We start from the raw sequence: 24,576 nt of genomic DNA, 5'->3' as shown, positions 1-24,576 counted from the left end.
GAGAAACTTAACAATGTTAATTATTCAACGATCAAGGCTTTTATTTTCATAATAAAAGGGGCTGTCAGGATGGCATTGTGGAGCAAAAAAATCGTCAAGACTAATCGTGGCCAATTTGAAGTGTTTATGAAAGGTAAAGGAGAACCAATATGTGTAACACATCATTATTCTGAATTTAATCACACAGGTGACTATTTTGCAGAAACGTTTACAAAAGCACATAAAGTATTTCTAGTAAATTTGCGTGAAGCGGGTCAATCAGAGAAGGCGTTTGAACCATATCAGCTTAGTATGCTGGAAACGATCTTAGATTTAGAAGCAATACGTGAAGCATTAGGATACCGTAAATGGGGCTTCGCAGGCCATTCAACTGGCGGGATGTTAGGCATTTTGTACGGAATTTATTATTCAAATAAGTTAAGCTTTTCTATCATTGTAGGAGCAGCTGCAAGAGAATATGCGACTTTTTCACCTAATTGTATTTACCATCGTGATCATCCAGATTTTCGTAGGATGCAGGAGCTGATGAATACTTTATCCAATCCAACCTTATCGGAAGAACAAAGAAAGTGGTACACGATTGAAAGAACAAAGCTCTCATTATATGAACCAGAAAAGTACCATAAGTTATTCAATCTGCCTATTAGTAAGAACATATGCGTATCTCGACTTCATTTTTTTAACCGGGAGTTGAAGGTTTTTGATGTTACAAAAAAGTTAAGTTTGAGCACTACACCAACATTAATTATTTGCGGGAAATATGATGTTCAATGTCCTGTAGAATATTCGATCGAAATGGATGAATCACTTCCAAATTCACAGTTAGTCATTTTCCATGCAAGCAATCATTATCCTTATTTAGAGGAGCCAACTCTATTTTATAAGGAATTAGACAGCTTTTTAAATGAATTGAGTGTGTGTGAAAGTGGTGGTGAGAGGAGAGGTTTTTGTGATTTCCGAATTAAAGAAGAAAGATTTTTATAAATGTCATCACTTAATAGTGGGACAAGCGTTGATAGAAACAAAGGCGATTATAAATGGAAACAATCCTGGGCGTATTTTTGTCGATCATACAGATTCTCCGCAATCAGGGCTTATTTGGTTAGGGAGTCATGATGGGTTTATCTTTATTGGTAATGAACAAAATGAGATATTTAATCATGAACTGAATGACTTTATTAATAGAGTGATAGAACCGGAAGCGAAGCAAGCTGGGTTAACCTGGTTTGAAGGAATTGGAAACGATAAAAAATGGAATAGACAAATTGAAATGATGTTCAAACACCGGAATGTCGCAAGCTGGAACCAAAAAGTTTTCACATTATCAGTAGCAAACTATAGCAGAGAAAATGAGCTTAAAATAGATTCAGCTTATACTGTTTTGAAAATAAGCAAAGTTTTTGATGGGAGTAATATGTTTCAAAATATTGATTTTGTCGAAGCGAAAATATTATCATTTTGGGATTCATTAGACAGTTTTTTTCAAAAAGGAATCGGCTATTGTATCGTTCATCAAAATAGAATTGTAAGTATGTGTTTGTCTGTGTACGTCGCAGAAAATGTACATAGTATTGACATTGAAACCCTGGAGGCTCATCAAGGGAGAAAGCTAGCACAAAAAGCGGCACATTGCTTTGTGACAGAATGTTTCGCTCATGGCTCCACTCCATATTGGGATTGTATGGAAGATAATAAACCGTCGATCGTAATAGCTGAAAATATCGGTTTTACAAATGTATTCAACTATGTCGGTGACGAATTTCCTTTCCTATCATCAGATAAATGAAGACAGTTTAAGGAGTGATACTATGATCAAAAAGGTCTATTATATTTTCGTTTTTGTTAGTATGGTTGTGTTGCTTTATTTCATTGGTGAAACGTACTTAGCCCTTCAAAGAGCAATTGATGAACGTATTCAAACCCCATATCCTTATTTGATGATGAGTCTTTTTGGCTTTTTGTTTGGAATGTTTATTGAATGGGAGAAACTTTTTCAAATTCTAAGAGGAAATATTCAAGTACGATGGACTTTAGTTCCTTCTTTACTGTTACTCATGTTATGTATGGTGCCGTCTTACTATTGGTTGATTTGGTATCATTACGGAACTAATTTTAGTCACAACCTATTGTTTAACAATGTCATTAATATGATGCTCGTCATGTTCGCAGGAATTCTATTTGTCAGGTCTATCAGTAGAAATGATTGATTTTAGAGGTATTGCAAAGTTGGCGTGAAAAGTATGTCAGTTACGTAATGATATTAATAGAGGTATCATCAAAAAGGCTTTAACATTTGCTGCGACTTGTTGTCGGTTTACTCATCATTTTTGCATTTGTGTGAAATCATGAGATTCAATGTTGTTATGAAGCCGATGTTATAAAAAAAATGGAGGTGAATCATTTGTTTTACACAAGAATACTTGATAAACATAGTGAACGTGACTTGCAATTTTTATTAGTTATGTTGTATGAATCTATTCATATTCCAGAAAATAAGCCGGCAAAAGAAAAACTGCTAAATTCACCATCAATCAAAAAATATAGTGACGGATGGGGAAGGCAAGGAGACAGAGCAGTAATAGCTCTGAGTGAGGATAACATGCTTGTAGGTGCTGCTTGGTACCGGCTATTTACAGAAAATCAAAAAGGTTATGGATATGTAGACAGTAACACACCGGAAATAGGGATAGCTGTCAAAGATGATGTAAGAGGGAACGGTATAGGTACTTTGTTGCTGAAAAAGTTATTCGAAACAGCATTAGAAGATGGCTATACATCACTGTCTTTGAGTGTTGACCCTAACAATACTGAGGCTGTACAACTTTATCGTAAACTAGGATTTAAACAATGTGGTACATCAGGAACATCTTGGACTATGGTATGTCATATTCCTCAAAGTTTATAAAATTTTGAGGAGGAACATTTTTTATTGAATCTAAAAGCGTACACGATAAATTCTTATGGATGAACATAGCAATTATGAGATCTTCCATGGAGTCATGTCATGAGATATAGACTAATTACTTTCAAAGCTTAATTTCGTATCGACTTGAGAAAAAATAAAATGAGTCACTGTAGATGCATAAGGATTTATTGTATTAATAAATGACTCAGCATCAGAAAAGCTTACAAATTGAACCTTTAGCATGTAACAAGCGTTACCTGCTATTCGATAACAAAACTCAATATTAGAGAATTTCTGAATGAACCTCATAAAAGAGTCGTAATCGCCGTTTTTCACTGTAGCTTCGATGATACATTGTATCGGGAGACCGATTTTTTCGTAATAGATGTCTAAAGTATATTTTTTAATAATACCAAATGACTCCATTTGTCTCACTCTTTCAGTAACAGATGGAGAAGATAATTGTACTCTCCGCCCGAGTTCACTCATAGATAAGCGGCTGTTTTCTCTTAATTCAGCTAATATTTTTTTATCAATTTCATCTATTTTCATTTTTAATTAATCCCTTCAAAAAACGTTAATTTACGAAATATTTTCGTATGGATACTTTAGAAAATTAATGTCAAATTGCGTATGGATATCGTATGATTAATGTTACAAGGAGGGAAGAGCAATGGCAAGGATAAAAAAATCAATTCACGGTCAAACTCCGTTTCAAAACCTTTTAGGGCATCATCTAAAAGTAATGGAAGCATGGTCAAATTTAGGAGAAGAGTTAGAAAAAGGTGGGCATCTTTCAGCTGAATTGAAGGAACAAGTGAGGAGAACATTAGCCCAAGAGAATGGCTGTGAATATTGTAAAGCGAAAGGTAAACCGGACCCGAATAAAATCGATGAAAAAACGTCTATCGCAATCGGTTTTGCAGACTTGTTTACAAAACAAAAAAGCACAATATCGAACTCGACATTTAATATTCTTAAACAATTTTTTTCAGATGAGGAAATAAGCGAGTTATGTGCGTTCATCTGCTTTATGACTGCACAACAATATTTTGGTGCAATGTTAAATTTAAATGCAGATGCTGATACTCGCTAATGACTTAATGAATTATTATTAATAGTTGTCAAAAACTCTTCGAGGATATAGCATATGTAATCTTTAGAAAAAAGCTATTATTATTGTATTTACGAACATGGGATTTGTTATTTGTTGAAAAAGGTGAGGAAAGTCTTTGATATTCGTATCATAGGGGAACGAAAGTCCGTGAAACTTCTATATTAAGGCTTTTAACGAGTCGTAACGGATCCAGTGTCCGCGGATACTTAATCATCTGACACTTAATAAATATAAATGATCAATAGGTACAATGCGTAAAAAGCAGTAATCAGCATCATCGCAGTACTCATAATAATGACAATAAACTTAGAAGAACGGAATGTCTGGTTATTGATTCCTCTTCTCTTCATTAAATAACTGTACAAGGAGAAGCCTAATGCAAACATTCCTAAACTGAGTGAAACAGTGCCTATATAGATCGTCATATTTGAGCTGAAGATTCCCATATCAGCTTGATTTTCTGCATAATAAGCGATGGCGACAAAACCGATTCCAATAATCGCTCCGGCAGTTCGTATCCAGGCAAGAAATGTTCTTTCATTTGCTAAATGCTCATTCACAAATCGATTTTCCGGTTCTACTTTCTTCGATACACGATTGTCTTCGTTCATCAAGTACGCCTCCGTATGCCTTCTATCTGTATTATTTTTACCCGCTCATCGAGTAACCAATACATTTTCCGTTATATGAAAAATTGTAAAAATATAAATACAGGCTAGAAAATTTCTAATAATTAATGTATATTTCGTATATCGAAAGAATCTTAAACATTAGAGAAAACTAGGTGAGTGCTGATGGAGAAACGACCTTGGTTTATTTATGCCATGATTGCATTTGCAACGAGTAGCTGGGGAAGTGCTTTTATAGCAGGCAATTTTGCGACAAGAGACTTTGAACCGATTACAGTTGCTTTTTTACGATTTTTTTTTGCTGCTATCATTTTAATTCCGATTATGGTCATAAAACAGAAAAATTTAAAACTGCCAAACTTGAAAGAATGGCTTCTTCTTAGTTCATTAGGTTTAACTGGAATTGCGTTATATAACATATGCTTTTTTATTGCGACAAAAGAGGCACCTATTGTAAAAAGCTCACTATTTATCGCTTCAAATCCAGTGTTAATCATTCTTTTATCTGCACTGTTTTTAAAAGAAGCAATTACGAAAAGGAATGTGATTGGTCTTATTTTAGCGTTATTTGGCGCTTCTTTAATTATTACTGAAGGTCAATGGGCAGAAGTTATACGTACTGGATTTGAACCAATTGACTTCATTTTATTTACAGCTGTTATTTGCTGGGCATTATACAGTGTGCTAGGAAAAGTCGCTTTACGAAGGTTTAGTTCCCTTGAAAGTACGACATATGCGGTTTCAATCGGAACAGTCATGCTGTTACCGTTCGCTGCATTAGAGATGAGCTGGACGCAAGTAACGGAAGCAAGTTTAGTAACTTGGTCATCGATTTTACATATGAGTGTTATTGTCTCTGTCGTCAGTTTCATCATGTATTACCAAGGAATCAAACTAATTGGTGCTGGCAAAGCGTCGATCTTTATTAATTTAATGCCTTTATCAGCTGTCATTCTTGCAGTTGTTTTTCTCGGAGAACCACTTTTACCGATTCATCTCATAGGAGCGGTGTTTGTCCTTCTTGGCGTGACATATGGAACAACAAAGGCAAAAAAAATGCAGCCGGTTGCGGTTACGAATAAAGCAGGTTAATCTTTTATGGCACTCGATCAGACAGTCATTTTCACATCCATTTTGTTTGACGAATACATTATAAAAAATACAGCATAAGGTGTGGTGTTCAGGTGCCAAGCCAAATTTATGAGCAGTTATCAGAAGAAGAACTCATTGATTACTACTTATGGGTGAAAGATTATATTAAAAGGGGCTTTCAAGTAGAAGGTTTAAAGGATGAATTACAAATGATTTATAATACGATTGAAGTAAAGGTAACAACGAGTGATAAAGATGTATATTTGAATGAAATAAAGCAGCTAATGAACGAGGTGAATTATTAAATTGTTGTTAAGTGATATGATACGAAGATAGAGGCTAGCCAATTCGAGCTAGCCCCTTTCACGTTTGAGCATATTTACTGTTTATTTCATCGCTTTACCTTTCGTTAAATGGCATGGAACTCCATTCCCGATCGCACCTGGCTTTGCCATCTTTTCTAGGTATCGAATTCCACGGGAACATTGCGTCGGGCATACTTCACATTTATGACTAAGGACGATTTTCAACGTGTGTTCATACTTATCTTCTCTAGATTGTGCTTTCTTTTTCTTCCCCATCATTAGTAGCTCCTTTTTCTTTTTATCCAAAGCATGACAGATGTTTTCCTTCATCATATGCTCAGTTTAAGGAAGAGAACCTGTCTTGTTTCTCTTTTATTTCTCTGGAATGATACAATAATGGTAAGATCGTAAGAATGGGTGATGAACGTGAATCGACAAAATCATAGAGAAATACTTTTAAAGGATAAAATAGATACTTGGAAGCGAGCATCTCATTCAAAACTGAAAGAAGCTGACATTGTTCGAGAGCTTCAACTCGTAACAGCGAACGGAGTAGAACAATCAGGTATAACTGATCATGACTACATTGATTTGCTTGCCCTTGCTGCATTTTCTAGGTATCAAAGAATTCAGTCAGCTGATCCAAAAATGCGTGCTTGGTTAAATGAAGCGTGGGAAATGGATAAGGACCATCCTTTTTTAGCAAGGATTTATGTTGATATCTTTTTCCCACAACTAAATAAAGCGATGTTACCGACAACGTTGCCAAGGATTCGGGAAACCGATCACGGACAAGGTAAGAAAAATACAATAGACCGCATAGTGACAGCAGTTGAGGAGACTTCTTCTTTAATCGATGAAACGTTAATAGATGTTGAACGTTTAGAAAAAGCGGCGAATCTATTGGATAAGCAATCACAATATGAAAAGATTTCCGAGGTGAAACGTATACTCACCAATATGAAGGCGATTGCTAGACAACTATGCCATACAGCTCAGGAATATAAAGAGACGATTTCTGGAATTTATTATTCGAAAGAAAAGCAGGCTGCTTTTAATGAAACATTTGCTGAATTTGATCATGTTCAAGAGAAGTGGGACAAGTTGCGTGAAGAAATGGACTTTGAAAATAAAAACCCATTGACAGAACTATATTCGATGATTGGACTTGAAGAAGTGAAATTAAAGGTCCATCAATACTATTATTATTTACGTTATGAACAAGAACGGAAGAAACAAGGCTATCTTTTTCAAGATGAACGAAATCTGAATATGATTTTTACTGGGAATCCGGGGACAGGAAAAACGACGATTGCACGTTTATTAGCAAAAATCTATCACGATTTAGGAGTCTTGCCGAAGGAAAAAGTCGTTGAGGTTGACCGGTCTCATTTAGTCGGTGCCTATTTAGGACAAACTGAAGAAAAAACGACAGAAGTCATTAAACAAGCGATTGGTGGAGTGTTGTTTATTGATGAAGCGTACAGTTTGAAAAGGGAAGGCGCTAGCGGGAATGATTATGGCCAAACAGCCATTGATACACTCGTATCATCGATGACGAGCGGAGAATATGCAGGGAAGTTTTCAGTGATATTAGCTGGGTATCCAGAAGAAATGAGAACCTTTTTATGGGCGAATCCTGGTCTAAGAAGCCGATTTCCTGAGAGTAATCATATACACATTCATGATTTTTCGCTAAATGAATTATTAGAAATTGCTGAGCAAATTGCTCTTGATAATGATTTTACGATTTCAGATGAAGGAATGGTTGAATTAAAAAGAAGAATTGAAAAGGAACAAGTAGACGAAAGTTTCGGCAATGCTAGAACTGTAAAAAACATCGTTTTAGATGCAATTTTTAATAAAGGGGCTAAAACAGGAGAAACGAAAGACTATACAAAAGAAAACTTTACGATATTAACGAAAGATGATTTCGTTGAAAACGAAGAGTTTGCACGTGAAGAGATCAGCGGGGAGGAACAATTACAAAATCTCATAGGTCTGCATGACGTAAAAAAGGAAGTTAAAACGTTAACGTCTTTCGTGAAAATACAGAAAATGAGAGAGGAGCAGCAGCTTCCAAAAGTTCCGCTTCAACTGCATGCAGTGTTCTCTGGACCACCTGGTACAGGAAAAACGACTGTAGCAAAGATTTACGGAAAAATTCTACATGAGATCGGGCTATTAAAAAGAGGTCACTTAGTTGTAGCCGGGAGAAGTGACCTAGTTGCCGGTTATGTTGGCCAGACAGCAATTAAGACGAAACAGAAAATAAAAGAAGCACTCGGCGGTGTATTATTCATTGACGAAGCGTATTCATTATTGTCTAAAAGCGAACAAGATTTTGGGAAAGAGGCGATTGATACGCTCGTTGAGGAAATGACGAAGCATGAAGATCATTTAGTTGTCATTTTAGCCGGATATACGGAGAAGATCGAACAATTGTTACACAGTAATCCGGGGCTGCCGTCGCGTTTTAAAAAGATGATTCCGTTTCCTCAATATACAACGGAGGAATTAATAAATATTGTAAAATATTATATCTATGACTATAATTATACAATTGATGAGAACACAATTAAAAAACTTGCTAATGCGGTAGAGAAAAAAAGGCCCTCCGGCAATGCACGAGCCATGAAAGACCTTGTCGAAGAAGCGATAAAACAACAAGCATATCGGATAGCGACTACGGATGCGGAGGAAATTAACACAGAGTCGTTAAAAACATTAACAGAAGGCGATTTTCAAATTTTTACTCGAGGTGTTGAGGAGGATGAAATATGATCGTGTCCACAACTACAATTAACGTACGTTATGCAGAAACTGATCAAATGGGTGTCGTTTACCACGCAAACTATTTAGTATGGTGTGAAATCGGCAGAACAAAACTGATTGAAGAGCTAGGATTCCAATATGCTCAAATGGAAAAAGAAGGAGTTCTTGCGCCGGTGACGAATATTAACTTAAATTACAAGCATCCAGCAAGGTACCCTGATACGATCACTGTGAATACATGGATCGAAAAATATACGGGAATTCGTGTGACGTATGGATATGAAATTTTGAATGAATCAGGTGATATATGTGTTTCTGGAACGAGTGAACACGTATGTGTTGATGCAGAAACATTTAAGCCGATCTCGATAAAAAAGAAGTTTCCTGCATGGCATGAAGCTTATGAATATAATAAAAAATAGCCAACATGTTTATGCAAAGGAAGGCATAGACGGTCGATGAATGTTTTTCCAGAATTTCTGAACATCCTCTTATCCATTCGTATAGAAATAACCTCCTTGAACAAACTAGTTTTGTACAATTTTAAAGGAGGTTGTCATGATGGCAAAAAAAGATAATCGATCAGACAATGTGGAAAAGCTGAGAGAGATGGCAGAGAATACGAAAGAAAATATTGAAGCAGCTGAAGAAACGTTGCAAAATGATGATTTATCAGAACAGGAAAAGCAAGAAATTAAGCAAAAGAATGAACGAAGAGAAGAAAGTATCCATAGCTTTCAATCAGAAATTGAGGATGAAAAATCAGATCGAGAACATGGCCGAATTTAAATACAAAAAAGGGTGCCCTTTGAAGCGATATAGCTGCTGGCACTCTTTCTTTGTATTTTAAAATGAAGTGTAAATTTTCGAATAACGGGAAAATACTTTGTAAGATCATTTCACAATTGTATGTGTTTGGATTGATAAATTGTCTTCATTCATTTTAAATAGATAGTGGAAGGGGATTACATGTTACATGGCATTTGGGATTACAAAAGAAGAGTTAGAAGCATGGAAGCAAAAAGCGAAAATGGGTCAAATATCAATGATTACCCACTATTGGTATGACCCTCGTTTCCCGCAGTATAAAACCGTCACGAAAGTAGCCTGTGCGAATCGGAAGAAATTAATGGACTGGGGCAAGAAATATGGGCTAAAGCCGGAATGGATCCATGAACGGAATGAATACCCTCATTTCGATCTCATCGGCGAAAATGAACAGCATATTCTTTATAAAGAAGGTTTAGCCCATCAGTTAGAACGTTTCAAGTTTAAATGAAAGGGTGATTCACATGATAAAACTGCAAGACGAAATTATTTCTGAATTAAAAGTCAAATCTACGATCGAACCTAAAGAAGAGATAAAAAGTAGAATTGATTTATTAAAAGCTTATTTAAAAAAGACAGGAATGAAAGGGTATGTATTAGGTATTTCCGGTGGACAAGATTCTACCTTAACTGGAAAGCTCATTCAAATGGCAATGGAAGAATTAAATAAGGAAGAAGGAACGGATAAGTATACGTTTTATGCAGTTCGTCTTCCTTATGGTATACAAAAAGATGAAGACGATGCACAAATAGCTTTAGATTTTATAAAGCCGTACCACCGAATAGCGGTCAATATAAAGCCTGCCGTTGATGCGTCGTACAGTCAATTTGAAGAAGCGACAGGGGAAAATCTTTCTGACTTTGTGAAAGGGAATACGAAAGCACGTGAACGTATGAAAGTACAATATGATTTAGCAGCACACTATCGCTGTTTAGTTGCTGGAACCGACCATGCCGCAGAAGCTGTAACTGGCTTTTATACGAAATATGGTGATGGTGCGTGTGATATCGCGCCATTATTCGGTTTAAATAAAAGACAAGGGAAAATGCTCCTTCAACACTTACAAGCTCCTTCTTCATTAATAGAAAAAGTTCCGACTGCAGATTTAGAAGATGATCAACCGCAGCTTCCAGATGAAGAAGCATTAGGCATCACATACAACAAGATCGACAATTATTTAGAAGGTAAAGAAATAAGTAAGGATGCGAAAGCGAACCTTGAGAAAAAATATTTGCAAACGGAGCATAAAAGGCAGCTTCCAGTTACACTTTATGACCACTGGTGGCAGTAAAAAGGAAGGGATCAAATGTCTCAACAAGATATGCTAGCCGATGTCCATATGCATTCTACAGTGTCCGACGGAGGTTATTCCCCGAAGGAATTAATGAAAAAATGTGCGGAGGCAAAGTTAAAAATCATTGCTTTAACAGATCATGATTCGACTGCTGGTGTAAAAGATGCAAAAGAAGCAGCTATACAATATCAAATGACATTGATCCCTGGTATTGAATTGTCGACGAGAATAAAGAGGACGAATGTAGATATACTTGGGTATGGTATCAATGTTGAAGACGAGCAGTTACAGCACATCTTATCTCACCATCGAAAAATGCGGCATAATCGAATGATCCAGATGATTGCTAAATGTCAGGATATAGGATTGAATATTAATTTAAATGATGTTGAAAAGCAAGTGACAGGTGAAACATTTTCCCGCCCGCACTTGGCAAAGGCTTTAATTGATAAAGGCTATGTCCAATCCGTACAAGAATCCTTTGAACGATATTTAAGCCAGGATAAGCCTTGCTTTGTTCCAAAGCCTGAAGAACTTACTCCGAGAGAAGCGATTGAACTGATCCATGGAGCTGGCGGTGTAGCTATTGTCGCTCACCCTGTCTTTTATTCATTGGATGAAGAAATCATTTCTTGGATTCGAGATTATAAGCTCGATGGAATCGAGGTGTATCACCGAGACCATGATGAGAATGCCGTGAAACGTTTTCTAAAGTTAGCTGAACGGGCTGAGCGGGAATCAGGGAGGAAATTAATCAAAACGGGCGGCAGCGATTTTCATCACGAATCATATGGCCGTCCAGGTGAGCTGTTAGGCAAGACAAAGCTTCCGTATCATGAAGCCGAGTTTCTATTATCTTCAATAAAGATATTATAAATAGTCTTAATGTTGTTGATTTTCCAGAACGTTTTATTAAGACTAAGCAAATAAAGATAGATTTTAATGAAAGGGCATTACAAATTTAAAATGACTGAATATGTAATGTCCTTTCATGATAAAGAGTGTCATGTGAGATTGCAAAAAAATATATATATTGATTTATAATATCTTTGTCATATATAGACTGTTTGGATCATCCTCGTAATCGGAAAAAGGCTCGCAGTATTGAAAGCCAAAACTATTATACAGTTTTCTCGCTGGTTCAAAAGCTTCCATTGCGCCTGTTTCCAAACTTAGCCGGGAATACCCACGCCGTATGGATTCTTCAATGATGTGTTGAAGAATTCGTTTTGCGACACCTTTTCTCAGGTGTGATGTTGATGTTCGCATCGATTTTATTTCTCCATGTCGACTATTTAATTGTTTAAGTGCCCCGCATCCAAGTAATTCGTTTCCTTCCCATGCACTCCAGAATGTAATATCTGGTCTTCTCAATTCCTCAAGATTTAATGCATGTATACTTTCAGGAGGAGAATTCAATCTCATACTTAATAGATGTTCCTTCACCAAATCAGCAACTTTCGTTCCAGTTAAATCATCAGTTTTTATATTCATAAAAAAACCTCCATATTTATTTATCATATAAAATTCTATTCATAATCGAATTAATTTTAAGCAAAAATGTAAGGTAATCTATCATTGTTTCTTAAGATACGATAACTGAATGACAAGTCTTACGAGATTGTTGATTTCATAAAGTTTCAATTCTATACGGAAACCCTCATCCTCATTTTCAAATATTTCACGAAATAGGCGGTTGTGAATAAACTATAGTGCATGAAAAAGGAGGGGGGATATTGTGATCCGTAAATATTTTATTAATGGTCACACTAGCTTAGGTCATTATAGTTTATTAGACCAATTTTGGGAGGACAATGACGTTTGGGTTGTGACAGGTGGTTCCTCGAAAATACAAGCAATGGTGTTTGAGTCATTCTTAGAAAAAGCAGGAAATCAGGCTGTTGAAGTATTTATAGACCCTACAGACACAAAGACGCTAGAAGGAATGTATTTTCCTGAGAGTCAATTACTTGTAATCGGGGATAAAGAGCCTGTTTACTTATCAAAGCGCTATCCTTCAATGGAAAATAAACTGTTTCATTTAAACGATTGTTTAAATGAAACTGAACTTCGTCATCACCGTTCTGAAATCAGAAAATTGAGTGATGAAAAATCAGCTTCTCTACAATTAAGTTATACGTATTTTAAAGAAGGACGAAAAGTACACGAAGAAAAGGAAAAGATTTATTTGTCTGCAATGAATTTTCAACAAGCTGATCAAGTTGCTGATGAATTGATGGCAAAATTGTTTCGTGATTCTTTACAAGAGGAGAGTATCTCCGGCTCACTAAATTGTAAAAGGTTTTTCGGAGCAGCGTCTGCTTATGGACCTGTCAACTTCATTGATGAGCTTACATCAGACTTGAATGAACGAGTAATCATTAAAGGACGTTCCGGAAGCGGCAAATCAACTCTGATGAGAAAAGTGATAGAAAAGGCCAATGCGCAATCTTTTTCAACGATTTCCTTTCCATGTGCATTAGACCCTAACAGCATCGATATGGTTATTATACCTCAACTCTCTTTTTGCATAGTAGACGGTACTGCCCCTCATGTCATCAATCCGGATCGAGAAGGTGATCGGGTAGTAGATATGTTTGAGAGGTGTATGGATCAATCCGTTGAAGTTGAGTATGAACAACAATTAGCAGATCTGACCACGGAATACAAGGAAATTATGACAAAGGGAACAGCAGCTTTATTTGACGCTTATGAAAAAGAGAAGCATATTAACAAATATTTCGAAGACGAATTGCAAAAAGATAAACTTGCAAACGTCGTCAATCAGCTTTTTCATTGTTTCAAAGAGCGACACGGACAGTTGTAAAACCATTCTTACACTTGCTTTTTTAGAAGGTAGAAGTCTTAAGGAAAGGAAAAGAAGTTGTGGCTTTGAAATAAAGTCACGACGTATAAAAAAAGAAGCACATTGAACCCCCTTTAGATATTGTTATTTAAAGGGGGATTTTTCATGGCGGAACATCTGAATTGAGTTTTCTGAAAATAAATAATAGTATATTCGTAATAAATGAACCAGTTGGTGATTAAAATTTATGAATAGAGCTTAACAGCGCAGTCCGATGGAGCTGCATGAGATACCAATTTACGAAAATGATCCAACAAAACAAAAAAAGGCATTCTAACCTTTTAAAAAAGTAGCCCACTAATAGTTGACACAAACAATTTTATTGATTCAAGTAATAATCGTTGGTTTAATGATATAATGATAAATGATTCCTATTTATAAGGTAGATGTTTAAAAAGATTGGAACAAATAGCAATCAGGCAGGAGAGAGCCACGACTAATAGTACACATACTTAAAAGGAGATTAATATGGATCCATTAAAAGTAATGATGAATAAATCGACAGTTTTCCCAGTTTTTCAGCCTGTCTTTAATTTAGAGCAGTTTGAAGTGATTGGATATGAAGTGCTAGGAAATATTCAAATTGACGATAAAAACCTGAGTCTAGGTTCTTTTTTTATGGATTCTTCGGTACCGGCAGAATATAAGTGGGAAATTGAGGAACTCATTCAAGAGAAAACAATTAAGATGTTTTTAGAATCGAATGATGAATGGCCTAGTTTGTTTTTTAACATCGATCCGAATGCTCTCTATCATGAAAATAACCACGACTTATTTATCCAGAGAATTGAAAAGTTTGAAAAAGACGGATTTCCGAGAAAGAATATCGTATTATACGTTAACGCACATCAATTTGACGGAGAAGTAGACGAATTAAGCCATATCTTTCGCTATTTGAAAGCAAATGACTTAAAATTAGGGTTGGCAGATTTAGGTAGAGAAGGAAATGATTTAGACACATTCTCTCAGTTAGAGCCAAATATGTTTAAAGTAAATATGGAAAAAATGAAGGAAACTTCAGCTGTACATTCAATTAGAGACGTTTTGGACGCCTTGACGTTCTTTGCACGTAAAATTGGTGCTGTTGTTACTTTTGAAGGAATTTCTGACCCACACCATCTATATACAGCCTGGAAGCATGGCGGACGCTTTATTCAAGGTGATTTGCTTAGTACGAAAACGAATAATGCTGTTGATCGAAATTACCGCCAACAATTGCTAGCATCTCAAGTAACATCTTTTGTAAATTATGATAAGAAGAGAATGAATGAACAATGGAAGTTCGTGCAAATGCTAGATAATAAGATTACGAACATACAAGAAGAATTAGAAAATGAAGAGCTGCTGCTTGAAGAAGTGACGAAATTCATTTCATCATGGGCATTTCGTGCATACATTTGTGATTCTAACGGTTACCAGAAGAGCCCTAACTACTTAAAGGGAGATCAAGAGTGGCAGATCGATGAAGCGTCTAAAGGGAAAAACTGGAGCTGGCGTTCGTACTTTCTAGAAAACTTAGTAAAGATGGAACATGGGAATACTGGGATTTTGTCTGACAGTTATCGGGATATTGATTCAAATGAACTAATTCGCACATACTCCTTCCAGATTAATCACGACCTATTTTTATTCATCGATATGAATCAAGATTTTTTATATGAAAAAGACTGGTTAAGATAGCTGGCTTTTTCGTTTGCAGAAGGGAACAAAATGTATGAATTCAATATGGAAATTAAAAGGGATGCTATTTTTCTTTCATTCCTCGATGACAATTATCATTAGCTATTTACCAGTATATTTTCAGGAAATGGGTTTAACAGGTTCAGAGATTGGAATATTACTAGCTGTAGGGCCTGCTGCAGCGATTGTTGCTCAGCCGTTTTGGGGATTTATGAGTGATAAATATAAGACGGTAAAAAGAATTTTGCTTATTTGTCTTACAGGTGCACTGGCGATTGGATTTATCGTTTTCCAAGCAGCGGAATTTATGATTTTAATCCCGTTATTATATTTATTTTTTTCATTTATGTCCCCTTCCGGTGCATTAGGTGACAGTTTGGCACAAAAAGTTTCCGTTCAGCAAGGTGTATCGTTTGGGAGTATAAGAATGTGGGGATCGCTCGGTTTCGGAACAGCTTCATTAGTTAGCGGATATATTTTAACCCAGATCGGGATAAGCAATATGTATTACTTATATGCGACATTTATTTGTATCGCTCTCGTCTTTTGTTATTTAGCCCCTGACAGTGTTCCGTCGAAAAAGCCGGTCGTTTTAACGAGTGCTTTAAAGCTTTTAAAAAATGGAAAGCTTGCGATCTTTTTATTAATGATTTTGGCAATTAGCCTTACTCATCGTATGAACGATTCGTTCATGGGTTTATACATTATCGAGCTCGGTGGAAATGAGTCTTACATTGGATTGTCTTGGTTTATTGGGGTATTTGCTGAAGCAATCGTGTTTGCTTTCAGTGTATATTGGTTTAGGCGCTTCCACGCACTTACTTTTATAACAGTTGCAGGATTTCTTTATGCTGTAAGGTGGTTGCTCATGTCGTTTGCTCCAGACCCTCAAATCGTTTTAATTATTCAAGTATTACATGGAATGACCTTCGCCATGTTCTATTTGACAGCATTTCAATTCGTTACGAAACTCGTTCCGGAAGAATTGGAATCTACCGGGCACTTGCTGTTCATCTCTGTATTCTTCGGAATCTCAGGTGTTATCGGTTCAATACTAGGAGGAAGTGTCATTCATGTATTCGCTGTAAGAGATTTGTATATAGTTATGTTTTTCTTATCTGTCATCGGTTTTGTAGGTGCGCTTATGTACCGTTATTTCTATTTTAAAACAGGAGATGGCATGAAAGAGAAAGAAAAAATGATATCAGCAAATGGGTAAAGGCGAGAGAAATTCTGTCTCGCCTTTTCCTATGTATTAAAGGATAAATTTACGTATATGTCGAAGAAAGTCAAATATTCGTTTTCCTCGTTTAATACCCGTCTGCTCGAATCGTTATCATGAAGAAAAAGGTGATTTTGTGAAAAGCGCACTACTTTTTATTCTTTTGATTGTTATTTTATTTATTTTCATAGATTCAGAATGGATTCAGCAGCTTCGAAGTGAAAATATTGATTATTTTACGAATGAACTGTTTGATGAAATGGGATATGGGATGTTGTTCGTTACTATTCCTTTAATGGCTGTACAAGGAGTTCTTACTTTTTTTCCGGTCATCGTCTTGATCATCATCCACTTTTTTGTCTTTGGTATTGTCGAAGGTTTTCTCTTTAGTATGGTAGGTACAAGTCTAGGGGCATTATTTTGTTTTTGGCTTTCGAGATCTTTGAGTGAACGATATGTAAATCGAATGTGGAAAAAGAAGACGAAGACACTTCAAAAACTGATGTACGCGATTTCTCAGTACGGTGTTTTTATTATCGTTTTTTTACGAAGTCTCCCGTTTATGCCGAGTAACCTCATTTCGATAGCTGCAGCGTTTAGCCCGATTAATTCACGCCAATACATCCTGTCAACAATTTTCGGCAATCTTTCAATGGTATGGTTGTTAAGTATATTAGCATTACCTCTCTGGTACGGCGGTGAATCCAGTTCGACATACGTAATTGCGTATTTGGTTTATGCTGCTTTGCTCGTAGGAATACTTGCCATTCAATTCTTTAGAAAAGATGTTCAAAAAGTGAGAGAGAAATAATACAAAAAGTAAAATAATATGGTTCTACTTGAGTTGTTTTCGTTCGTATTAATTGTTAAGGAGGGGAGATTAATGGAGATAGTCCAGGTCGTTTCTTTCATTCTCTTTATTTTGCTCAGTTCTATAGCAGTTTTTATTATATGGAATCTAGTCAGGAAGAAAAGAAACCCGAAAGGTACAAAAGAAGAGCTTGAAGTTAGTATGGGTGATCTCGATACGTTCCCGCCTCTTATTGCGCAATTTATCGATGGAAAAGGAGCTTCTACACGTCATATTACAGCCGGGCTGATCGCTTTAGTAAAAAAAAGAGTGCTGAAATTATCGTTCGATGACCAGGTCAACGAATATTGTTTTACAGACCTTCAAAATAATGAAGTCAGCTTATCAAAAGAAGAGTCGTTTTTACATGAATGGTTCTTATATGAGATAGGCAATCACGGCGTCTTTTATGCTAGTGATTTGGAACATTACACAAAAGAGGATGAGAAACGAGAAGAGTTTATTCAGTATCTATATGAATGGGAGAAGGTTATGACAGAAAGGTTACGAGAAATCGGGTATGAAGTAGCGTTTCCTGTTCGAAAAAAGCAGCTGTTAATAATCGGTTCGGTTATGTTGTTAATCGGAAGTTCATTACTATTTTTTTATCCATTTGTTAGTCTTCTTTATTTAGTTAGTGCGGTTGTTACGAGTACGTCTGCCTTTATCTTTCCGAACATTTCAGATCAAGGGTGGTCGGCCTTTCATCGTTGGACTGCCTATAAAGATAAGATAACCGAATCACCTCCAGTGAATTTCTCTGAGTCTGACAAAATGACAGCCGGTTTTATATTTGCACTGGCGTTTGGGATAAAAGATCAGTTCATTGAAAAGTTTGCGATACGTGATGCCTCACAAATTTCCCTTAACCAGGAGCATTTTCCTCTTTATTTTGCAATGGCTCCAGGTTCTGCAGCACTTTCTGCAGAAAGCATCAAAGCTGTAGATGAGGTAGAAGCTGTAACAGAAAAAGTGATCTCTCCGGTTGGCTATTTTTCTGACGGTGATGTCGTTGACGGAGATAGTACGTAAACAAAATCACACGATGGTTTTGTTGGATTGAGCAAATCGTTTCATAACGAACGCATGAATCGGACTTTGACTTCGTAAATAAACAGGCCAAGGAAGGGATGGGCGAAAATGAACTAATGCTGTATAAAGGTTGCTTCTGTCCGGAGAAAGGAGAAACCAAAATCGTCCATTTTTCATCGTTAATGAGCGATCTTTATTCAGAACGCCACCGTTAATGATAAACTCTGCTGTCAAAGGGTCATGACGAAAAGCGCTATTCTCTTTTAATTGTAGCAGCGCAGTTTGTGCGAATCTGACCTTGAAAGAATATTCTCCATCGCTTTCATCGATATATATGAGCTTCGTAAAAAGCTCGAGCCAGGAAAAGTATTGTTTACTCATTTGCTCTGCTGTCAGATCGTTTTTGACTTTTATTTTCTGTATGGAAGTAACAGTATGGGTGTGAGGAGTATACATCTTTTTTTTATCGGTTAAGCTTGCAAGCTTTCGGAATGGTGCTCCGTCCCCATTGGTGATTTCAACTAACTGCTGCCTGTCATTTACATAATAAAGCTTCTTTTTAAACTTTCGTGCAAAAGTATAAAACAATAAAGTGAGAAAGCCGGATACGTGTGAGTGAGTACCTTGTATCAAATGATCGCCTGTATGATTGGTTTTAAAAAGGATCACATGGTCATATTGTTTAAAATATAAAGCTAAATGCTCTGATGTAAGAGGAATCGATTGACGATCAAGTCCAATTTGAAAAACAGGAACCGATCGTAAATTGGTTGGCAGTATTGATGTTATTCCGTTGTATGAGGTGAAAATAACAGCATTCGTTTTCATATTTTTTCTTCCTTTTTAATCGCTCGAATATCTATACGCTAATGGCCTGTGCACATTTATGATAATTGAACCGTTAATAAACGTCTTTTGTCAAATATATTATGTTCTTTTTTCATTGAAAACGAATAATCGAACGAATCACAATGTGGCAAATTTCAACATGACAATGAGGAAAGTTGAAGGGTTTTTGCAAAATGTGACGAATTGAAAAAAAGGAGGTACAATAACAGGAAACAGCTGGAGGTGGAAATATTGAAAACGTTTAAACTTTGCTCTTTAGCAATTCTTTTTGATGATGAGCATAATGAACAAAGTGAAATTAAAGGAAAAGAGATTCCGTTAGTAGAAGGATTAATTATTAATAAAGAAGAAGCGAAGAAAAATTGGCTCATTGAAGCTGTTGTCACTCCTGAATGGAAAGAGTACTTCGAGGAATACAGCCAAAGTAATCAGACCTTTATGGCTGAAGTAACCATTACTAAACGGACAAATGACCCAGCTACTTTAGTTTGCCAAGTGAATGCGATTCATGAATTACGTGATCATCTTAGTATACATCTAGATGGAATCATTGTCGCTAAAAAAGATGATCTTTCTGATATGCTGTTAAAAAATTTAGTTGACGAAGGCTATTCGGGCGAAGATTTATACGAAGAATTCAAACGCCGTAAGAAGGACAGAGGTCAGGCTATACAAGGGATTTTAACGAATGCTTATGAACAAGCAAAGGAGAAAGGCTATTACGATTCAGAGCAAAAGTAAGAGCGAGGACGTCTTCTGTTCAAAGATAAGAACTTATATAATTTCAATCTCTCGATCGTTGTCTAGCCCAATGAGCGTTCATCAGGAGCTTCCACACGAGTGTGGTGATTTCGGCGTTCGGGAGCGTTAGTCGAAGACCTTCTCTATCATTTTGCCCGGTTGACGGATATATAACGGAGCGATGCTAGAAGCGAAAGAGAGAGCGCTAGTCGCCAATAGGTGGGTGCCTTGCTTTTGCCCTAGGTGAAAGCTACCGCTAGTAACGGAGTCGAACAATTATATGATAGATTCAAAAGCAACATCCTTTAATAAAACAGCCTTTTAGAAATAACATCGTATTGACTGAAAGGAGGATGTATCAATGACAGTAAAATCAGTAGATGAAGTGAATGTTGTACAATATCATTCTGAACTTGCGAGTGCAGTTGCTCATATGTGGAATGAAAGCCGCGAAGGATGGGGTGGACACTCCAATATAAAAACAGCAGAAGATGTGCAAATGGAAGAAGAGAACTCAACAAATTTGTTCACGTTTATTGCCATGATTGGTGAAGAAGCTGTTGGTTATTGCGGTCTTTCTGAATATCGTGATGATCACGGAGCCTTATACATTCCACTGCTAAACGTTCGAACAGATTTTCATGGGAAGAAAATTGGTAAAAAACTTGTATTAACTGCACTTGAAGAAACGATGAAAAGAAAGTGGCCGAGATTAGACTTGTACACGTGGCCAGGAAATATAAAAGCTGTTCCTCTTTATAAAAAATGCGGCTTTTTCTGGGAAAAGCGGGATGATTCGGTACATTTAATGAATTTTATCCCCTCAGTTTTAACTGTTCCTGCCTTTCAGCCACTCTTCGCTCAATTAGATTGGTATATTGATAGTCAGCGTGAGATCCGCGTTGAGCCTGACGGTGAAAAGAAAAATGGATTTGATTATTACGATTATCATTGGGAAAATGAACACCAATGTTTAAAGGTTCGTTTTGAAAGAACGGGACGCGGGATTTGTGCTGCAGAAACAAATGACTATGCGATTCAATTAGAAGTAGACCAGCATAAAAATATTTTCGGTAAGTCTTATCCCGTTCGCTTGAAAGTAACAAATAAAACGCCAGATCAGCTTAATGTTCATGTGGAAGGACAGAAAAACTCAATTATTGATACAGATTTTAATGATAAGAGGATGGTTACGGGTGATGAGATCCTTGAAGGCTCTTTTTATATCCATCCGACTGATGTGAAGCAAGATTCAAAAAAGACGCACCCATCAGTAGAAGTGAATGTCTCTTTAAATGGAGAAGTTATTCCATTAAAGCTAGGAGTGCTGCCGAAAGAGCCGGTTTCGATCCAGTGTTATTTGGCAGGAAATATGAGCTTCGAGCAAGCTTCGGAAACGGCTTACATGAGTTTTGAAAATCAATTTGATACGGCGGCAAATGTGTTATTTAAGCTTCCGGATGATGAATCCGTTCATTTTCATAATGAAATAGTTGAAATGGCTTTATCCGCAGGAGAAAAGAAAACGGTTCCTATTAAGGCAGAGATCTTATCTGCCGCTTTTTACAGTGAAGTTGTCACGATCCATGTTCAAGCAGAAAAGGGCAGATCGATTACATTTAATCAACAGATCTCTTTTCCTTTTAATACACTCGGCAGCAGTATTTATGGAGAGTGCCCTGAATACTACCATTTATTTAATGGGGTCGCACACGCGGCATTGAAAAAGGAAAACAATCATTTATTATTTGAGCGTGGAAGGCAAAACGAAAGTGATTATATTTTCTTATATCCTAAGCTCGGAAAGCCTTTTTCTGAGGAATTTTCAATTAAAAAGCCTGAGAGCATTTATTTTTATGAACGTGGGGCTACTATAGGGATGAAATTAAGTTATCTCTCTCGCGATTTTGATGACGTGATGTTGAACAGGATCGTTGAATTGACTTCAGAAGGCTTAATGAGTCAGCATTATGAAATAGAGAATCGCGGAGATCAAACTGTAGAATCGATTTCCCTTAATACTCCTTTCTCTTTTTCATTAGCTAATACGTATCTTCCGTACGGAGGAGAGATACTTTTTAATCAAGGTACGTATTATCATGAAGTTGATGCATGGGACGATAAAAAGTTGACTGAAAATTGGCTTTTTACAAAGGATGATGATCATTGTGTTTCTTTAGTCTGGGATGAACGGCAAAAACTCCATTTTCATACTTGGCACCGCATGTATTTTGAAGAGACGTGGGACAAAGTTGAATGTGGAAAAACGGTAGCCACTTCAAGCGTTCATTTCGGAATAAATCTCTTTTCTAATACGAAGGAAGTTAAGGAATTTGCTCTAAAAAAACCGGTTGTTCAAGTACAGTTGCCCCAGTCTTCATTCGTTTTTCGACCAAAAGATGGCAATCCGTTTATTGAAGACGAAACGATCTTAACTTTTTCACAAAATGTTCTTCAGCAATCTGAAACGAATTTACAAATAACTGGAGATCAAAATGAGAGGATCGGACAGTTTCAAAAGCCAGATTCAGAAAGCTGGGAATCATGGGAAACAGTCGTAAAAATGGATCCGCATTCAAATGCTCGCGTTCGTCATTTTCAATTGTCAGGTCGTTTATCAAGTCAGACAATACATGAAGATGTTCTTCTCTATCCTGTACAAGGAGATGATGTGAAAAAAGATATCGTTGTTGAGGATGATCATGAAGTGTTTATTCTTGATAATGGCTACTTGTCTGTGAAAGGAGCACCTAGTTTTTATCCTGGTTTTTATTCATTGAAAGCAAATGGAACGGAATGGCTTGATTCTTCTTTTCCAACGCCTTCATCAAGATCATGGTGGAATCCTTGGGTTGGCGGGGTGAACTACTCACTCAATCAACTGCTTCAGCGGAAGATTCTTGAATCTCATTCAACTTGCCAGTTTGTGTCGTTAGATGATTCATTCAGTGGGCGATGGGAAGGGCTGAAAATGTCAACCGAAATAAAAGATCATTCATTATATGATGGGCTTACTTTTCATCAATATGTAGCGACTCGTCCTGGAACTCCTGTATTAGCAACGTTTACGGAATTTGAGCAAAATACAGGCTTTGACTTTCATGGAACGAAACAAACGAGCATGTTTAATTTGTGTACCGGGGACGAACAAGGCCATATTCGGGTATATGCAGACGGAGATGAAACGAACTCTTTTGTACATCACCGCCATGAAACCGAGCTGTACGGGCTATCTTACGCTGTTTTCGAGCAAAATGGCAGGAATGAAAAACTTCACTTTATTCCGAACAATGATTTAAATGATTTAGAAGTATATATGAATCGTGACGTTGTTAGTATTTTTATGGAGCAGCCTCTACATGTTAAAAATAAGGCTACTCATATGATTGCTCCGCATTTCTTTCTTTTCTCCGATCAGTTACATTCATTGGATGTAATGAATCCGTTGAGAGCAATTAGGTTTTTCCATCATCAGAGAGGTGCAAAGAATGAAAATTATTGACGCACATATTCATTTATCTCACATAGAGTCCTTTCAACATACAGCGAGACGTCTTTCACATATTGATTATTCTGTTGAGGGTCTGCATAAAGAGATGAAAGAAAATAATGTGGTGTTAGCAATTGGGATGGGCCTTCGGGAAGTGGAGGGGGGAGAAGGTTTTCCTGACTCTGTTCCCCCCACTCCTATGGGGGTAGATATGTTAACGACTTCAGCCCCGAACGTCGTTTATTGTCCAGGTGTTAATCCGTACCGTTTAGGAAAGCGTGAACTTTCTCAGCTTGAAAAAGCGCTATTACAGCCAGAAGCTGTAGGGATTAAAATTTACTTAGGCTATTACCCTTTTTACGCGTATGACAAAGTGTATGAACCGGTATATGAAATTGCAAAGGGATTTGATGTTCCGGTTGTATTTCATACTGGTGATACATATTCAGAGCGAGGTCTGCTAAAGTATGCACACCCCCTCACATTAGATGAAGTCGCTGTTCGTCATCGGGATGTCACGTTCGTTATGGCTCACTTCGGCGATCCGTGGATGATTGATGCTGCAGAAGTCGTCTATAAAAACAGCAACATGTTTGCCGATATGTCTGGTCTGATCGTCGGAGATCGTACCGAGGTCAGCCGGATTGTGAATACGCCGCATTTTTTTGATCATTTAAAACATGCGGTTGCTTTTTGCGACCACTATGAGAAATTTATGTTTGGAACAGACTGGCCTTTAGTTCAAATCGAGCCATATATTGAATTTATGAAAGGCTATTTCCCGTCTTCCGCGTGGGATGATTTGTTTTATCATACGGCAACGAACGTGTTCAAAAAAATAAAGCCTTTTTTATCATGATATTACAAATGCTCATCGTCGATCGGTAGTGTGAAGGAATG

The 24,576-nt window shown here is 36.9% G+C and carries 26 protein-coding genes; 21 read left to right on the top strand and 5 right to left on the bottom strand.

The features are described 5' to 3' along the window. The first annotated feature begins 69 nt into the window (after window positions 1-69). The 4 genes from CD001_RS17905 (at window position 70) to CD001_RS17890 (ending at window position 2,905) form a co-directional block, all read left to right on the top strand. Window positions 70-984: an alpha/beta fold hydrolase gene (locus CD001_RS17905; protein WP_096188975.1), complete on the top strand. Its 915-nt coding sequence runs from the start codon at window positions 70-72 to the stop codon at window positions 982-984. Continuing rightward, on the top strand, window positions 950-1,786 hold the full coding sequence (locus CD001_RS17900) for a GNAT family N-acetyltransferase (RefSeq protein WP_096188974.1): 837 nt from the start codon (window positions 950-952) through the stop codon (window positions 1,784-1,786). Before CD001_RS17905 ends, CD001_RS17900 begins: the two co-directional genes overlap by 35 nt. A gap of 22 nt (window positions 1,787-1,808) precedes the next feature. After that, window positions 1,809-2,207: a hypothetical protein gene (locus CD001_RS17895; protein WP_096188973.1), complete on the top strand. Its 399-nt coding sequence runs from the start codon at window positions 1,809-1,811 to the stop codon at window positions 2,205-2,207. 194 nt (window positions 2,208-2,401) lie between these two features. Continuing rightward, complete coding sequence (locus CD001_RS17890) at window positions 2,402-2,905, top strand: GNAT family N-acetyltransferase (protein ID WP_096188972.1); 504 nt, start codon at window positions 2,402-2,404, stop codon at window positions 2,903-2,905. A gap of 111 nt (window positions 2,906-3,016) precedes the next feature. Here the strand turns inward: CD001_RS17890 and CD001_RS17885 are convergent, their stop codons facing one another. Next, a complete protein-coding gene (locus CD001_RS17885) occupies window positions 3,017-3,457 on the bottom strand; it encodes an Lrp/AsnC family transcriptional regulator (RefSeq protein WP_096188971.1) in 441 nt (146 codons plus the stop codon). 121 nt (window positions 3,458-3,578) lie between these two features. On the opposite strand from CD001_RS17885, the gene CD001_RS17880 reads away from it, so the two are divergent. Then, complete coding sequence (locus CD001_RS17880; protein WP_096188970.1) at window positions 3,579-4,001, top strand: carboxymuconolactone decarboxylase family protein; 423 nt, start codon at window positions 3,579-3,581, stop codon at window positions 3,999-4,001. A 242-nt stretch (window positions 4,002-4,243) separates the two neighbouring features. Here the strand turns inward: CD001_RS17880 and CD001_RS17875 are convergent, their stop codons facing one another. Next, window positions 4,244-4,633, bottom strand: a complete 390-nt coding sequence (locus CD001_RS17875) for a YidH family protein (RefSeq protein WP_096188969.1) — start codon at window positions 4,631-4,633, stop codon at window positions 4,244-4,246. Window positions 4,634-4,816: 183 nt separating this feature from the next. Here CD001_RS17875 and CD001_RS17870 point away from each other — a divergent pair, with 183 nt between their 5' ends. Next, the gene (locus tag CD001_RS17870) at window positions 4,817-5,743 is read left to right on the top strand and encodes a DMT family transporter (protein WP_306454079.1); all 927 of its coding nucleotides are present in this window, start codon (window positions 4,817-4,819) and stop codon (window positions 5,741-5,743) included. Window positions 5,744-5,835: 92 nt separating this feature from the next. Beyond that, complete coding sequence (locus CD001_RS17865) at window positions 5,836-6,048, top strand: hypothetical protein (RefSeq protein WP_096188968.1); 213 nt, start codon at window positions 5,836-5,838, stop codon at window positions 6,046-6,048. Window positions 6,049-6,129: 81 nt separating this feature from the next. Here CD001_RS17865 and CD001_RS17860 read toward each other — a convergent pair whose 3' ends face one another. Then, a complete protein-coding gene (locus CD001_RS17860; RefSeq protein WP_096188967.1) occupies window positions 6,130-6,327 on the bottom strand; it encodes a hypothetical protein in 198 nt (65 codons plus the stop codon). 147 nt (window positions 6,328-6,474) lie between these two features. On the opposite strand from CD001_RS17860, the gene CD001_RS17855 reads away from it, so the two are divergent. From CD001_RS17855 to CD001_RS17830, 6 genes are all read left to right on the top strand, one after another. Beyond that, window positions 6,475-8,832 (top strand): AAA family ATPase, encoded by a 2,358-nt coding sequence (locus CD001_RS17855; RefSeq protein WP_179298806.1) that lies wholly within the window; start codon window positions 6,475-6,477, stop codon window positions 8,830-8,832. Next, a complete protein-coding gene (locus CD001_RS17850; protein ID WP_096188965.1) occupies window positions 8,829-9,245 on the top strand; it encodes an acyl-CoA thioesterase in 417 nt (138 codons plus the stop codon). The genes CD001_RS17855 and CD001_RS17850 overlap by 4 nt, the downstream gene beginning before the upstream one ends. A 139-nt stretch (window positions 9,246-9,384) precedes the next feature. Next, window positions 9,385-9,612 carry a small acid-soluble spore protein Tlp gene (gene tlp / locus CD001_RS17845; RefSeq protein WP_096188964.1) on the top strand — a complete coding sequence of 76 codons (228 nt, stop codon included), beginning with the start codon at window positions 9,385-9,387 and terminating at the stop codon, window positions 9,610-9,612. A gap of 187 nt (window positions 9,613-9,799) precedes the next feature. Continuing rightward, window positions 9,800-10,102, top strand: a complete 303-nt coding sequence (locus tag CD001_RS17840; protein WP_096188963.1) for a hypothetical protein — start codon at window positions 9,800-9,802, stop codon at window positions 10,100-10,102. Between the two features lie 13 nt (window positions 10,103-10,115). After that, entirely contained in the window at window positions 10,116-10,943 is an 828-nt protein-coding gene (gene nadE, locus CD001_RS17835; RefSeq protein ID WP_096188962.1) for an ammonia-dependent NAD(+) synthetase, read from the top strand. A gap of 15 nt (window positions 10,944-10,958) precedes the next feature. Then, window positions 10,959-11,822, top strand: coding sequence for a PHP domain-containing protein (locus CD001_RS17830; protein WP_096188961.1), 864 nt, complete (start codon window positions 10,959-10,961; stop codon window positions 11,820-11,822). A 162-nt stretch (window positions 11,823-11,984) separates the two neighbouring features. On the opposite strand, the gene CD001_RS17825 is transcribed toward CD001_RS17830, so the two are convergent. Further along, the gene (locus CD001_RS17825; protein WP_096188960.1) at window positions 11,985-12,440 is read right to left on the bottom strand and encodes a GNAT family N-acetyltransferase; all 456 of its coding nucleotides are present in this window, start codon (window positions 12,438-12,440) and stop codon (window positions 11,985-11,987) included. A 244-nt stretch (window positions 12,441-12,684) separates the two neighbouring features. On the opposite strand from CD001_RS17825, the gene CD001_RS17820 reads away from it, so the two are divergent. From CD001_RS17820 to CD001_RS17800, 5 genes are all read left to right on the top strand, one after another. Beyond that, window positions 12,685-13,773 carry a hypothetical protein gene (locus CD001_RS17820; protein ID WP_096188959.1) on the top strand — a complete coding sequence of 363 codons (1,089 nt, stop codon included), beginning with the start codon at window positions 12,685-12,687 and terminating at the stop codon, window positions 13,771-13,773. A gap of 507 nt (window positions 13,774-14,280) precedes the next feature. Further along, on the top strand, window positions 14,281-15,492 hold the full coding sequence (locus CD001_RS17815; RefSeq protein ID WP_096188958.1) for an EAL domain-containing protein: 1,212 nt from the start codon (window positions 14,281-14,283) through the stop codon (window positions 15,490-15,492). 34 nt (window positions 15,493-15,526) lie between these two features. Beyond that, the gene (locus CD001_RS17810) at window positions 15,527-16,711 is read left to right on the top strand and encodes an MFS transporter (protein WP_096188957.1); all 1,185 of its coding nucleotides are present in this window, start codon (window positions 15,527-15,529) and stop codon (window positions 16,709-16,711) included. Between the two features lie 139 nt (window positions 16,712-16,850). After that, window positions 16,851-17,525, top strand: coding sequence for a TVP38/TMEM64 family protein (locus tag CD001_RS17805; RefSeq protein ID WP_096188956.1), 675 nt, complete (start codon window positions 16,851-16,853; stop codon window positions 17,523-17,525). Window positions 17,526-17,597: 72 nt separating this feature from the next. Beyond that, window positions 17,598-18,596, top strand: a complete 999-nt coding sequence (locus CD001_RS17800) for a DUF2207 family protein (RefSeq protein WP_179298805.1) — start codon at window positions 17,598-17,600, stop codon at window positions 18,594-18,596. Window positions 18,597-18,602: 6 nt separating this feature from the next. On the opposite strand, the gene CD001_RS17795 is transcribed toward CD001_RS17800, so the two are convergent. Next, window positions 18,603-19,424, bottom strand: coding sequence for a hypothetical protein (locus tag CD001_RS17795; protein ID WP_096188954.1), 822 nt, complete (start codon window positions 19,422-19,424; stop codon window positions 18,603-18,605). Window positions 19,425-19,676: 252 nt separating this feature from the next. Here CD001_RS17795 and CD001_RS17790 point away from each other — a divergent pair, with 252 nt between their 5' ends. The 3 genes from CD001_RS17790 (at window position 19,677) to CD001_RS17780 (ending at window position 24,535) form a co-directional block, all read left to right on the top strand. Next, complete coding sequence (locus CD001_RS17790; protein ID WP_096188953.1) at window positions 19,677-20,186, top strand: YwpF-like family protein; 510 nt, start codon at window positions 19,677-19,679, stop codon at window positions 20,184-20,186. Window positions 20,187-20,547: 361 nt separating this feature from the next. Next, a complete protein-coding gene (locus CD001_RS17785) occupies window positions 20,548-23,688 on the top strand; it encodes a GNAT family N-acetyltransferase (RefSeq protein WP_096188952.1) in 3,141 nt (1,046 codons plus the stop codon). After that, complete coding sequence (locus tag CD001_RS17780; RefSeq protein WP_096188951.1) at window positions 23,675-24,535, top strand: amidohydrolase family protein; 861 nt, start codon at window positions 23,675-23,677, stop codon at window positions 24,533-24,535. The genes CD001_RS17785 and CD001_RS17780 overlap by 14 nt, the downstream gene beginning before the upstream one ends. The last annotated feature ends 41 nt before the right edge of the window (window positions 24,536-24,576 follow it).

It is taken from the genome of Evansella halocellulosilytica (genome assembly GCF_002335745.1).
Taxonomy (GTDB): Bacteria; Bacillota; Bacilli; order Bacillales; family Salisediminibacteriaceae; genus Bacillus_CA; species Bacillus_CA halocellulosilytica.
This window is presented reverse-complemented; position numbering and strand designations above follow the sequence as displayed.